A 14,138-nucleotide genomic window follows, 5' to 3' on the forward strand; every position below is an offset into this window, starting at 1 on the left:
GCTGCGCCGTGGGAAGACTGCGACGGCCACGCCGTAGTCCGCGACGGCGTTCCTCTTGCTCCGGTCCAGCTCCAGGCATTCCGGCTCACCCGGGAGATACCGGGTCCACGGTTGCGGGTCAGCGCCGGAATTCGACCGGCTTCCCCTGGTGCTGAGTGCTTGTCAGCCGGAGTGCAACACGGTTCCGGCCGGGCCGTCAAGGTGGTGTCCGTCGCACCGGACGCATCCCGGACATCCGGGCGGCCCCGGGCGAACCGCTGGCGGACCCTCCACCGCTCGGGTAGCGTCCTGGGCTGCCACATGGGGGAATCCGGTGCGAGGCCGGAGCTGACGCGCAGCGGTATGGGACGGCGGGGGCCGTTTCCGAGCCCGAATGCCCATGGTGCAGCAGCACATGAAGCCGTACCACGCGTTCCGGACGGCGGCTCCCGACCAGGCCCGGCCGTGCCTCCTCACGGGGCAGGGCCCGGCATGCCCCGGAGACCGGCGTCCGCCGATTCCAGGAGCAGGCCATGTCCCGTCCCCGTACGTCCCGCCGTCTCGCACTCGTCGTTCCCGCCGCGCTCGGCGCCCTCGCCCTCACCACGCTGCCCGCCCTCGCGACCTCCAGCCCCGCGCAGATAGCCACCTCCAGAACCAACGGCGTCACCTACCTCAAGTCGCTCCAGGCGGCGGACGGTTCGTACGCCGGTTCCGGGCTGTCCAACGAGTGGGCGTTCAGCGCCTTCGCGGCCGCCGGGACGGCCGTCGTCGACGTCGCTCCGGGCGGCGACACCACGAAGAACGCCCGCACCGTGTACCGCAATCTGCTGGCCACGTCCGGCTGGCCCTCCGCAGCCCCCGTGGTCACCGACTACGAGCGGGGCACACTGAACGCGTACGCCGCCGGGATCGACCCGGCCCGTGTCTCCGCCTCGCGCAACCTCGTCGCCGACATCTACTCCTACTGGCAGACCGCCGAACCCGGCTACTTCGGCCCGTCCGCGAACTTCAACGGCACCGTCTTCGCGGCCCTCGCGCTCGGCGGCGCCCGTACCCAGGCGGGCGGCGTCCGGGTCCCGCAGGCGCTGACCAGCTCGATGGTCGCCCGCATCCGGGCCAACCAGCACGTCGACGGCGGCTGGACCTACAGCAAGGCCGAAGGCGACCCCGGCGCCCTCGGCTCCGCGAGCGACGTCGACATGACCGGCGCCTCGATGGCCGCCCTCTGCGTCTCGGGCGTACCCCGCACCGACGCGGACGTCGTGCGGGCCAAGAACTTCCTCAAGGGCAAACTGGTCGCCACCACTGGCGCGTTCAACTCCCTCTACGGGGTCAACACCAGCTCCAACGGCTGGGGCGTGGCCGGTCTGAACGCCTGCGGGATCGACCCGCAGACCGGTGACTTCCTCACCGTCAACGGCAACACGCCGGTCGACTTCCTGATCGCCAACCAGTACAACCCGGGAGGCGGCTTCAAGTACCAGCCGTCCGACACCGCGCCGTCCGCCTACTCCTCGATCGACGCGCTGCGCGGGGTCGTCGGCGGCGGCTTCACGGCCGCCCCGCCGGTCCCGGTCACCCCCGGCGCCCCGCAGTGGGTCGGCCAGTCCTCCTTCGCCTCGGGCACCGCCACCGAGCTGGCGCTGACCGTCGACGACGGCACCGGCAGCCTCAAGGTGTGCTCGGTGGCCCTCACCCCGACCGGTACGACCACGACCCTCGGCGACGTCCTGGCCGCCGCGACGAGCGCCGCCACCCCGTCGGGCTGCGTCACGGCCGTGACCCCCTCGTCGGGCACGGGCGCCGTCACCGCGGTCAACGGCAAGGCCAACAGCGGCTCCAGCACCTGGAAGGTCAGCGTCGACGGCTCCGCGTTCGCGGGCGCCCTCCGCGAGAAGGTGATCAAGGTGGGCGACACCATCGCCCTGCGTCTGGGGGCCTGAGCCGCGGCGGCGGGGCCCGCCGCGCGTCCCCTCCCCCGGCCGCTCCCGAGCGCTCCGCTCCGGGACGGCCGGGGGAGGGCGCGCTGCTCACGCCGGGCCGTCCCGGCCGCACCGCCTCGCGGACGGTTGCGGGATGCGGGATGCGGGATGCGGGATGCGGGATGCGGGGCCGGGGCCCCGGTCGTCCGGTCGCGGTGGCTGCCCCGGTGGCGCGCCGCGACACCGGGGGCCGGGGTCGGGGCGGCGGGCCTCGCGGGGCATTCCGCGGCGCCCGGTGCGCTCCGGCCCGGTGGTGCGGATCGTGGTGTCGGGGTGCGGCGGGCGACGGTGTGTGCGGCGGGCGTTCCGGAGGTCCTTGGCCCTGCCGGAGGCGTATATGTGACGTAACGTCAACTGCCGCCGTATCGCAAGCCCATGGTGACGTCCTCCCGCGCGGACCGGGTGGGTTCGAGCGGCATCGCACCGGCCGCCCGGCCCCCGGTGCTGCCGCACTCCGGCACCGTCCGCGCGTTCCTCCGTGTCCGCGTGCTCCCGGCCTGCGTGCTCCCGATCCGCAAGTCCCCGCGCGCTCCCTCCCGATCCGCACGTCCCCGCACGTCCCCGATCCGTACGTCCCCGATCCGCGCGCTCCCGGCCCGAGGCGTCGCAGGTTCCGTCACCCGGTCGGTGACCCGGGCGTGCGGGAGAGCTGCCGGCGCACCCACGCGGGATCGGGGTTGGTGTACGGCCGGCCCGCCACGACGACGGTCGGCACGGTCTCGTTGCCGTCGTTGGCCGCCCGCACCGTCGCGGCTCCCTCCGGATCGCGCCAGATGTCGACCCAGAGCGCCCGGCGGGCACGCAGGCCCAGCCGGACGCGCAGGCGCAGGCAGTACGCGCAGCCGGGCCGCCAGTAGACGACCGGCCGTCCGTCGGCCGCGCTGCGGCGTCGTGCCTCCGGCGCGCCGATCGACCTCGGGAAGAACAGGGGCGAGTTCACGGCCGCGAGCAGCACGAAGACGGTCAGTACGGCAACGGCCGTGCCGGGGTTCCCACCGGCGAGCGACCCCGCCGCGAGGGCCGAACCGCAGAGCACCATCAGCATCGGCAGGATCCAGGCGCGTGTCATGAGGCCGAAGGCTATCGATGGGCCGGAGGCGCTCCAACTCCACCTGGAGCACGACGATCCCGCCGACAGCCGCCCCGTGATCCGCCGGGAGATGCCCCGTGCGCCGGCGCGGATGCCGGGGAGCCGGGGAGGGCCGGGCCGGTGTGGCCGGTCGTCGACGCGGCCGGATGCGGGGGTGGACTTACTAGGACGTCCAACTATATGTTCGTGGGGTAGGTCCGCGGTGCAGGGAAGCCGGTGTGAATCCGGCACGGTCCCGCCACTGTGACCGGGGAGCGTGCGCCTCAGCAGGACAAGGCCACTGACGGGGAGACCCGTCGGGAAGGCCGGGGCGCGTGCGTCGATCCGGGAGTCAGGATACCGGCCGCGGGTTGTTCCGTGTTGTCCACGAGGATGGAGCAGACACTCATGGCACCGGTCCGTACCCATGGCCCAGGTGATCCGGCGAAGCGCGTGCGGCTCGTGCCGCACGGCCACACGCGGGTCCCGTCACGCGGCTGAGGACTGCCCCGTAATCCCTGGCATGCGCGCGACGACAGCCACGGCACCCCGCCGTGCCGTCGGAACGTCCGCGTGCGCCCGGCACCCCGGGCGCCCCTCCGCTCCGCGGCGCACCGCGTCCGCCGCCGCGCGCTGACCCACCAGGGATTACGGGACAGCCCTCGGTCCTCGACGGCTCCCCCCGCACGACCCACGGCAGGACCCGCGTGTGCCGCCCCCGGCGCGTACGCCGCCCCGCCGTGCCTTCCCCGGATCCCACCTGACGAGAGCAGGCTCCCATGGTCCGTGAACTGACCCACTTCATCGGCGGCAAGCGCACCGCCGGAACGTCCGGCAACTTCGCCGACGTGCACGACCCCAACACCGGCGCCGTCCAGGCGCGGGTCCCCCTGGCCGACGGGCAGGAAGTGCGGGCGGCGATCGCCGACGCCGCCGCCGCGCAGGCCGAATGGGCCGACCGGAACCCGCAGCGACGCGCCCGGGTCCTGCTGCGCTTCCTCCAACTGGTCGAGGACGAGCGGGACGACCTCGCCCGCCTGCTCTCGGCCGAACACGGCAAGACGGTGTCCGACGCCCACGGGGACATCCAACGCGGCCTGGAGGTCGTCGAGTTCGCCGCCGGGATTCCGCACCTGCTCAAGGGCGATTTCACCGACAGCGCCGGAACCGGCATCGATGTGCACTCGCTGCGCGCCCCGCTCGGCGTGATCGCCGGCATCACCCCGTTCAACTTCCCCGCGATGATCCCGCTGTGGCAGGCCGCCCCGGCGCTGGCCTGCGGAAACTCCTTCATCCTCAAGCCCTCGGAGCGCGACCCCTCGGTACCGCTGCGGCTCGCCGAACTCTTCCTGGAGGCCGGACTGCCGCCCGGCGTCCTCAATGTCGTCAACGGCGACCGGGAGGCGGTCGACGTCCTGCTGGAGGACCCACGGGTGCGGGCGCTCGGCTTCGTGGGGTCCACCCAGGTCGCGGCGCACGTCTACGCCACCGCCGCCGCGCACGGCAAGCGGGCGCAGTGCTTCGGCGGCGCCAAGAACCACATGATCGTGATGCCGGACGCCGACCTCGACCAGGCCGTCGACGCCCTCGTCGGCGCGGGGTACGGATCCGCGGGCGAACGCTGCATGGCGATCTCGGTGGCCGTCCCGGTGGGGGAGGAGACCGCCGACGCGCTCGTCGCCGCGCTCCGGGACCGGATCGCCACGCTCCGGATCGGCCGCTCGGACGACCCGGACGCCGACTTCGGCCCGCTGGTCGGCCGGGACGCCCTCGAACGCGTCCGCCGCCTTGTCGCCACCGGAGTGGAGGAGGGCGCCGAACTCGTCGTCGACGGGCGCGACTTCACCCTTCCGGGGCACGAGAACGGGTTCTTCGCCGGAGCCACCCTCTTCGACCGGGTCACCCCCGCCATGCGGATCTACCAGGAGGAGATCTTCGGGCCCGTCCTGTCCGTCGTCCGCGCGGCCGACTACGAGGAGGCGCTGCGGCTGCCCAGCGAGCACCCGTACGGCAACGGGGTCGCGATCTTCACCCGCGACGGGGACACCGCCCGCGACTTCACCCGGCGGGTCGACACCGGCATGGTCGGCGTCAACGTACCCATCCCGGTGCCGGTCGCCTACCACACCTTCGGCGGCTGGAAGCGCTCCGGATTCGGCGACCTCAACCAGCACGGCCCGGACGCGATCCGGTTCTGCACCCGCACCAAGACCGTGACCTCCCGCTGGCCCTCCGGGGTCAAGGAGGGCGCGAGCTTCACCATCCCGACGATGGGCTGAGCGCCGTGACCACCACCACCTCGCTCACCAAGGACCAACTCGCCCTGGCCGAGGTCACCCTCGACTTCGCCCAGGAACACCTCGCCCCGCACGCCGTCGCCTGGGACCAGGACAAACACTTCCCCCTGGACGTCCTGCGCAGGGCCGCGGGACTCGGCCTCGCGGGCGTCTACGTCCGAGAGGAACACGGCGGCTCCGCCCTCACCCGGACCGACGGAGCCCTGGTCTTCGAGGTCCTCGCCACCGGCTGCCCCTCCATCGCCGGTTACCTCTCCATCCACAACATGGTCGCCTGGATGATCGACCGGTACGGGGACGACGGCCAGCGCGCCCGCCGGCTGCCCGCCCTCTGCACCGCCGAGACTCTGGGCAGCTACTGCCTGACCGAACCCGCGGCGGGCTCCGACGCCGCCGCCCTGCGCACCCGGGCCGTCCGGGACGGGGACCACTACGTGCTCACCGGGGTGAAGCAGTTCATCTCCGGGGCCGGCGCCGCCGACGTGTACGTCGTCATGGCGCGCACCGGCGGCGAGGGACCCGGCGGGATCTCGGCCTTCGTCGTCGAACGGAACGACCCCGGGCTCTCCTTCGGGCCGAACGAACGCAAGATGGGGTGGAACGCGCAGCCCACCCGGCAGGTCGTCCTGGACGGCGTACGCGTACCCGCCGACCGCAGGCTCGGCGCCGAGGGCGACGGGTTCCGCATCGCCATGAACGGGCTCAACGGCGGCCGCCTCGGCATCGCCGCCTGCTCGCTGGGCGGCGCGCAGAGCGCTCTGGACCGCAGCCTGGCCCACCTCGCCGACCGCGAGGCGTTCGGCGCCCGGCTTCTGGACGCCCCGGCACTCCAGTTCCGGCTGGCCGACATGGCCACCGAACTCGCGGCTGCCCGCGCCCTCGTCCGGCAGGCCGCCGAGGCCCTCGACAGTGGAGATCCGGCGGCGCCCCGGCTCTGCGCGATGGCCAAGCGGTTCGCCACCGACACCGGATACTCCGTCGCCGACCGCGCGCTGCAACTCCACGGCGGCTACGGCTACCTGAGCGAATACGGCATCGAGAAGATCGTCCGCGACCTGCGGGTGCACCAGATCCTGGAAGGGACCAACGAGATCATGCGTGTCATCGTGGCGCGGGCACTGACGGAGGCCGTCCGATGACGGCCCCCTCCGACAGCCCCGTACTGCTGCGCACCGAGGGCCGTGCGGCCCACATCGTCCTCGACCGGCCCAAGGCGCTGAACGCCCTCACCCACGCGATGGTCCGCACGATCGCAGACGCCCTCGACACCTGGGAGTCCGACCCCGGCGTCGAGACGATCGTCGTCACCGGAGCGGGCGAGCGCGGTCTGTGCGCCGGCGGAGACATCCGCGCCATCCACCACGACGCCGTCACGGGCGGCACCGCCTCCGCGGACTTCTGGCGCGACGAGTACCGGCTCAACGCCCGGATCGCGCGCCTGCGGAAGCCGTATGTCGCCGTGATGGACGGCATCGTCATGGGCGGCGGCGTCGGCATCTCGGCCCACGGGACCGTGCGCCTGGTCACCGAACGCTCCCGGATCGCGATGCCCGAGACCGGCATCGGCTTCGTCCCCGACGTGGGCGGTACCCATCTGCTCGGCCTGGCCCCCGGCGAACTGGGCACCCACCTCGCCCTCACCGGTACGCCCATCGGCGCGGCCGACGCCCAACTGTGCGGCCTCGCCGACCACTTCGTCCCCTCCGACGAGCTCCCCGCGCTGCTCGCCGGACTCGCCGCCGCCCCCGTCCACGACGTGCTCACCCGCCACGTCCGGCCGGCGCCCCCCGGCGTCCTCGACGGGCACCGCGCCTGGATCGACGACTGCTACGCGGCGGACACGGTCGAGGAGATCGTCGACCGGCTGCTGGGGCACGGCGCCCCGGCGGCGAAGGACGCGGCCACCGCGCTGCTGTCCGGATCACCCACCGCGATCAAGGTCACCCTGGCCTCGCTCCGCCGCGCCCGTGGACTCGGGCCCCTGGAAAGGGTCCTGGAGCAGGAGTACCGGGTGTCCTGCGCCGCCCTCGGCCATCCCGACCTGGTGGAGGGCATCCGCGCGCAGGTGATCGACAAGGACCGGGCCCCGCACTGGCGGCCCGCCACCTTCGCCGAGGTCACGGACCAGGACGTGGACGGCTTCTTCGCACCGCTCGGTGAGCGTGAACTCCACCTCGCCGACTCCGACTCCACCCAGGAGGTGCCGTGGTGAGCGACGTCATCGCTTTCATCGGCCTCGGTCACATGGGCGGCCCGATGGCCGCCAACCTCGTGAAGGCCGGATACCGCGTGCTCGGCCACGACCTCGTGGCCGAGTCGCTGGCCACCGCCGCTGCCGCCGGGGTGGAACCGGTCGCCCGCGCGACGGACGCCGCCGCACGGGCCGACCTGGTGATCACCATGCTCCCCGCCGGCCGCCATGTCCTGGCCCTCTACCGTGACCAGGGACTGCTGGCCGCCGCCGCGCCGGGGACGCTCTTCGTCGACTGCTCGACGATCGACGTCGCGGACGCCCGGACCGCGCACGAGGCCGTGGTCGACGCCGGGCACCGCGCACTCGACGCGCCGGTCTCCGGAGGAGTGATGGGCGCGGAAGCCGCCACGCTCACCTTCATGGCGGGCGGCGGGGCGGCCGAATTCGCCGAGGCGGAGCCGGTACTGGCCGCCATGGGCAGGAAAACGGTGCACTGCGGGGCGGCCGGGGCCGGGCAGGCGGCGAAGATCTGCAACAACATGATCCTCGGCGTCTCCATGATCGCCGTGAGCGAGGCGTTCGTCCTCGGCGAGCGGCTGGGCCTGACCCACCAGGCACTCTTCGACGTCGCTTCCACCGCCTCCGGCCAGTGCTGGGCCCTCACCACCAACTGCCCCGTCCCCGGCCCGGTCCCGGCCAGCCCGGCCAACCGCGACTACCGGCCGGGCTTCGCCGCACCCCTGATGGCCAAGGACCTCGGCCTCGCCGCCAACGCGATCCGCGAGGGCGGTGTGGACGCCTCCCTCGGCCTGGCCGCCGCGCGGATGTACGAGCGGTTCGCCGGGGGAGCCGGCGCGGACCAGGACTTCTCCGCGATCGTACGAGCCGTCCGGGACGGCTCCGCGCACCCCGACGACCAGAACGGAACAGCGTCATGACCGACCCCGCCACCGTGTCGTACGAGACCATCAGGGTCGAGCGCAGAGGACGCGGCGCGCTCATCACCCTCGACCGCCCCGGGGCCCTCAACGCCCTGAACCTGACGCTCATGGACGAGGTCGTGACCGCCGCCGAGGCCCTCGACCGGGACCCGGACACCGGCTGCATCGTCCTCACCGGTTCCGACCGGGCCTTCGCCGCCGGGGCCGACATCAAGGAGATGCGGCCGCAGGGCTATATGGACATGTACCTGAGCGACTGGTTCTCCGCGTGGGACAGGTTCGCCCGGATCCGCACCCCCACCGTCGCCGCCGTCGCCGGTCACGCCCTGGGCGGGGGCTGCGAGCTCGCCATGATGTGCGACATCCTCCTCGCCGCCGACACGGCGGTCTTCGGCCAGCCCGAGATCAAGCTCGGCGTCATCCCGGGCATCGGCGGATCCCAGCGGCTGACCCGGGCGATCGGCAAGGCCAAGGCCATGGACCTGTGCCTCACAGGCCGCACCATGGACGCCGTCGAGGCCGAACGCGCCGGACTGGTCTCCCGGATCGTGCCCGCGGCCGACCTGCTCGACGAGGCGATGACCGTCGCCGGGACCGTGGCCGCCATGTCCGCACCCGTCGCGATGATGGCGAAGGAGGCCGTGGACCGTGCCTTCGAGACGACCCTCTCCGAAGGGGTCCGCTTCGAACGCCGTCTCTTCCACGCCGTCTTCGCCACCGACGACCAGAAGGAGGGCATGACGGCCTTCGCGGAGAAGCGCCCGCCGGTGTTCACGCACCGCTGACCCGGCAGCGGGAGCCGCCCGCCACGGCGTCCGAGGACGCACGGCCCCGGCCCCGTCGGCACTGCTCGGGCCGACGGGGCCGGGGGACGGGGTCACCGGAGCGGTCAGCGCACCCGGAGCGCCTCGCGGATCGTGGTGAACAGGTCGGTCTGGTCGGTGACGCCCAGGACCCGGTAGGCCTGCGGACCCTGCGCCGCGATCCGGACCTCGGTACCGGTGTGCTCCTGCGACTCACCGGGCGGGTTGGTCGAGTAGTTCACCTTGAGCTGCTGGCCCTCGTCGGTGACCAGGGTGGAGGACAGGCCGGGCGGCTGGGCCTCCAGCGGCACGATCTGGCTGCTGTGGCCGTGGTCGGCGGTGGTGACGACCAGGGTGTCGGGGTGCTTGGCGGCGTACGCGCGGGCCGCCTTCACCGCGCGGTCGAAGGCCGCGGTCTCGCCGATCTGGCCGCACGGGTCGGCCGCGTGGTCCTGCTTGTCGATCGACGCGCCCTCGACCTGGAGGAAGAAGCCCTTCTTGCTGTGCTTCTGCTTCTGCTTCGCCTCCAGGAGCTGGATGGCCTTGGTGGTCTGGTCGGCCAGGTTCGGGGTGCCCGCGGGCCGGCCCGGGTTGGAGGTGACACAGCGCTGGGGGGCGGTCCCGCCCACCGCGGCGGTCTTGCCGGTCCACTCGGTGGGGACGTTGCCGGGCGCGAAGAGCCCGAGCACCGGCTTGCCGCCCTTGACCTTCTTCAGGGAGGCGTTGTCGGTGACGACCTGGTAACCCAGCTTCCGCGCCTGCTCGGTGACGGTCAGACCCTTGTACTTGCCCTGGGTGACCTTCTGGTCGAAGCGCTGCTTGCCGCCGCCGAGCAGGACGTCGACCTTGTGGTTCACGCTCTGCTCGGCGATGGAACCGGGGCCGCCCTTGGCGATGGTGTCGGTGGGGCACTTGGCCATGTCGGCGGGGCCCTGGCAGGAGCGGTCGGTGGCGTGCGAGGCGAGAACGGCCGGGGTGGCGTCGGTCAGCTCGGCGGTGGTCACCGAGCCGGTGGCGTAACCGCCCTTCTGCGCCAGCTCCAGAATGGTCGGCACGGCCTTGTCGGTGCGCGGCGTCTTGGAGATCCGCCCGTTGACGGTCTTGACGCCGGTCGCCCAGCCGGTGCCGCTGGCCGCGGAGTCGGTGACGTAGTCCGGCGTGCCGTCCGCGTGCACCGCGTACGTCGTGTAGGCACCGGTCAGCGGGAACTTGTCCATGTTCAGCCGGCCGGCCGCGCCGACCGTGTAGTCGCGGGCGAGAGTGATCTCCGAATCGCCCATGCCGTCACCGATGAGCAGGATGACGTTCTTCGCCTTGCCGCCCTTGATGGCGTCCTTGGCGTGCTCCTTCGAGCCGTACGCACCGGCCGTCGCCGTGAGGGCGACGGCGGCGGTGGCGGTGGCGGCGATGACCGCACCGGTGGCCATCAGGTGGCTGCGGGACAGGCGCTGTCTGGGCATGGAAATCTCCTTGATCCGGTCGGCGGGGAGCACCGACGGGGATCACCTCATCAGCGGCGGGTGAACCGTCGGTGACGCCGAGACCGCGCCCGTCCTGCCGGAACATGGCATCGCGGGCCCGCGGGCGCCGGACCGGTCCCGGCCGCACGACGGCGGGCCCCGGCGGAAGGAGTCCGCCGGGGCCCGCCGACCGGGTGCGTACGCCCGGTGGCCGGAGTCAGTCCGTGCCGGATTCCATCGCGGCCCGGTCCAGCATCGTCTCCTCGTCCGTGGTCTCGCCGCGCGAGGCGATCGCCTGGGCGCCGCCCCGGTCCATGGCGCCGATCAGACCGGTCGAGGCGGCCTGGGCGGCGCCGATCGGCGTCGGGTGACCGCTGCCGACCAGGCCGAGGCCCGCGTACTGCTCCAGCCGCGCGCGGGAGTCGGCGATGTCCAGGTTCCGCATGGTGAGCTGGCCGATCCGGTCCACCGGGCCGAAGGCCGAGTCCTCGGTGCGCTCCATGGAGAGCTTGTCCGGGTGGTAGCTGAACGCCGGGCCCGTGGTGTCGAGGACCGAGTAGTCCTCGCCGCGCCGCAGCCGCACCGTCACCTCGCCGGTGACGGCCGCGCCGACCCAGCGCTGGAGCGACTCGCGGATCATCAGCGCCTGCGGGTCCAGCCAGCGGCCCTCGTACATCAGGCGGCCCAGACGCCGTCCCTCGTTGTGGTACGCCGCCAGGGTGTCCTCGTTGTGGATCGCGTTGACCAGGCGCTCGTAGGCGATGTGCAGCAGCGCCATGCCGGGCGCCTCGTAGATGCCGCGGCTCTTGGCCTCGATGATCCGGTTCTCGATCTGGTCGGACATGCCGAGCCCGTGGCGGCCGCCGATCGCGTTGGCCTCCATCACGAGGTCGACCGGGGTGGCGAACTCCTTGCCGTTGACGGTGACCGGGCGGCCCTGGTCGAAGCCGATCGTCACGTCCTCGGTGTCGATCTCCACCGACGGGTCCCAGAACCGCACGCCCATGATCGGGTCGACCGTCTCGACCCCGGTGTCGAGGTGCTCCAGGGTCTTGGCCTCGTGGGTGGCACCCCAGATGTTGGCGTCCGTGGAGTACGCCTTCTCCGTCGAGTCCCGGTAGGGCAGCCCGTGGGCGAGCAGCCACTCGGACATCTCCCTGCGGCCGCCGAGCTCCGTGACGAAGTCCGCGTCCAGCCAGGGCTTGTAGATCCGCAGGTGCGGGTTGGCGAGCAGCCCGTAGCGGTAGAACCGCTCGATGTCGTTGCCCTTGAACGTGGAGCCGTCGCCCCAGATCTGCACCCCGTCCTCGAGCATGGCCCGCACCAGCAGCGTGCCGGTCACGGCCCGCCCCAGCGGCGTGGTGTTGAAGTACGGGCGTCCGCCCGACCTGATGTGGAACGCGCCGCAGGCCAGCGCCGCCAGCCCTTCCTCGACCAGCGCGGCCCGGCAGTCGACGAGCCGGGTGATCTCGGCGCCGTACGCGGAGGCGCGGCCGGGCACGGACGCGATGTCGGGCTCGTCGTACTGGCCGATGTCGGCGGTGTACGTGCACGGGACGGCACCCTTGTCGCGCATCCAGGCGACGGCGACGGAGGTGTCGAGCCCGCCGGAGAAGGCGATGCCGACGCGCTCGCCGGTGGGGAGGGAGGTGAGGACTTTGGACATAGGAAGACTATGCATCACTTCGCATGATCATGCAACACCGCCAGGTCGGGCGGGCGCGCCGCGGCCGGTGGCCCCCGGTGACGTGCCGAGCGGCCGGGCGGATCGCCCGGCCGCTCGGCCCTGATCGATGCTCGGTGGAACGGGCGACCGTCAGTCGATCGCCTTGATCAGCTCTCCGTCGGTGGTGTCACCGCTGAGCTCCCAGAAGAAGGTGCCGCCGAGGCCCTGCTGGTTCTTGTAGGCCATCTTGGTGGAGATGGTGGCGGGGGTGTCGTAGCTCCACCAGTTGGTGCCGCAGTGGGCGTAGGCGGTGCCCGCGACGGTGCCGGTGGCGGGGCAGCTGTTCTTGAGGACCTTGTAGTCCTCGATGCCGGCTTCGTAGGTGCCGGGTGCGGCGCCGGTGGCGGTGCCGCCGGGCGCGTCCTGGGTGACGCCGGTCCAGCCGCGGCCGTAGAAGCCGATGCCGAGCAGCAGCTTCGAGGCGGGGACGCCCTGGGCCTTCAGCTTGGCGATGGTGGCCTCGCTGTTGAACCCGTCCTTCGGGATGCCGTCGTAGGAGGTGAGGGGGGAGTGCGGCGCGGTCGGGCCCTGGGCGTCCCAGGCGCCGAAGAAGTCGTACGTCATCGGGTTGTACCAGTCGACGTACTGTGCCGCGGCGCCGTAGTCGACCGCGTCGAGCTTGCCGCCGTCGGAGGCGTCGGCGCTGATCGCCGAGGTGACCAGATTGTCGCCGCCGAACTTCGAGCGCAGCGCCGCCAGCAGGTTGCCGTAGGCCTCGCGCCCGCTGGTGTCGCAGGTCAGGCCGCAGGCGTTGGGGTACTCCCAGTCGATGTCGATGCCGTCGAAGACGTCGGCCCAGCGGGGGTCCTTCACCAGGCTGTAGCAGGAGTCGGCGAACGCGGCCGGGTTCTTCGCCGCCTCGCCGAAGCCGCCGGACCAGGTCCAGCCGCCGAACGACCAGATGACCTTGAGGTCCGGGTGCAGCTTCTTCAGCTTGCGCAGCTGGTTGAAGTTGCCGCGCAGATCCTGGTCCCAGGTGTCCGCCACACCGTCGACGGACTGGTCGGCCGTGTACGCCTTCTCGTAGTCGGCGTACGAGTCGCCGATCGCGCACTTGCCGCCGGTGACGTTGCCGAAGGCGTAGTTGATGTGCGTGAGCTTGTCGGCCGAGCCGGAGGTCTCGATGTTCCTGACGTGGTAATTGCGCTGGTACACGCCCCAGTTGGTGAAGTACCCGACCACCTTGCTGCCGGCTGCCGTGGGGGTGGCGTCGGCGGCTGCGGGGGCCGCTGCCCGCGTGGTGGCGGGGGTGGTGCCGGCCGACGCGGTGCCCGCGGCGCCCAGCAGGGCGGCTCCGAGGGCGGCGGTGCAGACGGCTGCGGCGAACGCCCGGAAGCGGGCGCGGGGACGGTGGGGTCCGAACATCATGTCTCCTCGTGGGGGAGGGAACTCGTGTGTGGGGGCAGGTGGTCGGCCATCGCATGGACTTGGCATGAACGCGCAGAGGCCGTTCCGGTGGGAACCGTAGATGGACTAGACCAGTCGGGTCAATGGTTCGGACCAACTCCGGTGATCGTCACGCCCGGTGCCGAGTCGCCCGGTGACCCCGTGACGGATATCGTCCGATCGGGCATACTCAAGCCGCCACAGCCGCTGACCGGCAGCTCTCGCAATCCGAGGGCGGCGGCGTCGGCTGAACAGCAGTGCTTTTCCGGGGTCGCCCCGGAAACCCACGGCGGCGCCG

10 protein-coding genes and 3 riboswitches are annotated in these 14,138 nt (G+C 72.4%); of the genes, 6 read left to right on the top strand and 4 right to left on the bottom strand.

Going from position 1 to position 14,138, the window contains the following annotated elements; translation table 11 throughout:
• Positions 1 to 74: 74 nt before the first annotated feature.
• A riboswitch (cobalamin riboswitch) is annotated at positions 75 to 145 on the bottom strand.
• 158 nt (positions 146 to 303) lie between these two features.
• A riboswitch (cobalamin riboswitch) is annotated at positions 304 to 379 on the top strand.
• Between the two features lie 133 nt (positions 380 to 512).
• On the top strand, positions 513 to 1,925 hold the full coding sequence (locus tag ACFVFH_RS33550) for a hypothetical protein (RefSeq protein ID WP_383776051.1): 1,413 nt from the start codon (positions 513 to 515) through the stop codon (positions 1,923 to 1,925).
• A 655-nt stretch (positions 1,926 to 2,580) separates the two neighbouring features.
• Here the strand turns inward: ACFVFH_RS33550 and ACFVFH_RS33555 are convergent.
• Positions 2,581 to 3,033, bottom strand: a complete 453-nt coding sequence (locus ACFVFH_RS33555) for a glutaredoxin domain-containing protein (RefSeq protein ID WP_383776054.1) — start codon at positions 3,031 to 3,033, stop codon at positions 2,581 to 2,583.
• A gap of 193 nt (positions 3,034 to 3,226) precedes the next feature.
• A riboswitch (cobalamin riboswitch) is annotated at positions 3,227 to 3,417 on the top strand.
• 395 nt (positions 3,418 to 3,812) lie between these two features.
• On the opposite strand from ACFVFH_RS33555, the gene ACFVFH_RS33560 reads away from it, so the two are divergent.
• The 5 genes from ACFVFH_RS33560 to ACFVFH_RS33580 are packed head-to-tail and all read left to right on the top strand — an operon-like array spanning position 3,813 to position 9,250.
• The gene (locus ACFVFH_RS33560; RefSeq protein ID WP_383776057.1) at positions 3,813 to 5,312 is read left to right on the top strand and encodes a CoA-acylating methylmalonate-semialdehyde dehydrogenase; all 1,500 of its coding nucleotides are present in this window, start codon (positions 3,813 to 3,815) and stop codon (positions 5,310 to 5,312) included.
• The gene (locus ACFVFH_RS33565; protein WP_383776145.1) at positions 5,309 to 6,469 is read left to right on the top strand and encodes an acyl-CoA dehydrogenase family protein; all 1,161 of its coding nucleotides are present in this window, start codon (positions 5,309 to 5,311) and stop codon (positions 6,467 to 6,469) included. The genes ACFVFH_RS33560 and ACFVFH_RS33565 overlap by 4 nt, the downstream gene beginning before the upstream one ends.
• Positions 6,466 to 7,542, top strand: a complete 1,077-nt coding sequence (locus ACFVFH_RS33570) for an enoyl-CoA hydratase/isomerase family protein (protein WP_383776060.1) — start codon at positions 6,466 to 6,468, stop codon at positions 7,540 to 7,542. Before ACFVFH_RS33565 ends, ACFVFH_RS33570 begins: the two co-directional genes overlap by 4 nt.
• Positions 7,539 to 8,462 (top strand): 3-hydroxyisobutyrate dehydrogenase, encoded by a 924-nt coding sequence (mmsB, locus tag ACFVFH_RS33575; RefSeq protein ID WP_383776063.1) that lies wholly within the window; start codon positions 7,539 to 7,541, stop codon positions 8,460 to 8,462. The genes ACFVFH_RS33570 and mmsB overlap by 4 nt, the downstream gene beginning before the upstream one ends.
• Positions 8,459 to 9,250: an enoyl-CoA hydratase gene (locus ACFVFH_RS33580; protein WP_383776065.1), complete on the top strand. Its 792-nt coding sequence runs from the start codon at positions 8,459 to 8,461 to the stop codon at positions 9,248 to 9,250. Before mmsB ends, ACFVFH_RS33580 begins: the two co-directional genes overlap by 4 nt.
• A 104-nt stretch (positions 9,251 to 9,354) precedes the next feature.
• Here ACFVFH_RS33580 and ACFVFH_RS33585 read toward each other — a convergent pair whose 3' ends face one another.
• The 3 genes from ACFVFH_RS33585 to ACFVFH_RS33595 all read right to left on the bottom strand — a co-directional run bounded on the left by ACFVFH_RS33585 (position 9,355) and on the right by ACFVFH_RS33595 (position 13,819).
• A complete protein-coding gene (locus ACFVFH_RS33585; protein WP_383776067.1) occupies positions 9,355 to 10,728 on the bottom strand; it encodes an alkaline phosphatase in 1,374 nt (457 codons plus the stop codon).
• A 217-nt stretch (positions 10,729 to 10,945) separates the two neighbouring features.
• Entirely contained in the window at positions 10,946 to 12,394 is a 1,449-nt protein-coding gene (gene argG, locus ACFVFH_RS33590) for an argininosuccinate synthase (protein ID WP_383776070.1), read from the bottom strand.
• Between the two features lie 150 nt (positions 12,395 to 12,544).
• Positions 12,545 to 13,819, bottom strand: coding sequence for a glycoside hydrolase family 18 protein (locus tag ACFVFH_RS33595; protein WP_383776148.1), 1,275 nt, complete (start codon positions 13,817 to 13,819; stop codon positions 12,545 to 12,547).
• Positions 13,820 to 14,138 lie beyond the last annotated feature (319 nt).

The organism is Streptomyces sp. NPDC057697 (assembly GCF_042799335.1).
Classification (GTDB): Bacteria; Actinomycetota; Actinomycetes; order Streptomycetales; family Streptomycetaceae; genus Streptomyces.

Bases quoted from the DNA above. Each gene is read 5' to 3' on its own strand.
- ACFVFH_RS33550 (WP_383776051.1), top strand. From the start codon at position 513: ATGTCCCGTCCCCGTACGTCCCGCCGTCTCGCACTCGTCGTTCCCGCC.
- ACFVFH_RS33555 (WP_383776054.1), bottom strand. From the start codon at position 3,033: ATGACACGCGCCTGGATCCTGCCGATGCTGATGGTGCTCTGCGGTTCG.
- ACFVFH_RS33560 (WP_383776057.1), top strand. From the start codon at position 3,813: ATGGTCCGTGAACTGACCCACTTCATCGGCGGCAAGCGCACCGCCGGA.
- ACFVFH_RS33570 (WP_383776060.1), top strand. From the start codon at position 6,466: ATGACGGCCCCCTCCGACAGCCCCGTACTGCTGCGCACCGAGGGCCGT.
- ACFVFH_RS33580 (WP_383776065.1), top strand. From the start codon at position 8,459: ATGACCGACCCCGCCACCGTGTCGTACGAGACCATCAGGGTCGAGCGC.
- ACFVFH_RS33585 (WP_383776067.1), bottom strand. From the start codon at position 10,728: ATGCCCAGACAGCGCCTGTCCCGCAGCCACCTGATGGCCACCGGTGCG.
- argG (WP_383776070.1), bottom strand. From the start codon at position 12,394: ATGTCCAAAGTCCTCACCTCCCTCCCCACCGGCGAGCGCGTCGGCATC.
- ACFVFH_RS33595 (WP_383776148.1), bottom strand. From the start codon at position 13,819: ATGTTCGGACCCCACCGTCCCCGCGCCCGCTTCCGGGCGTTCGCCGCA.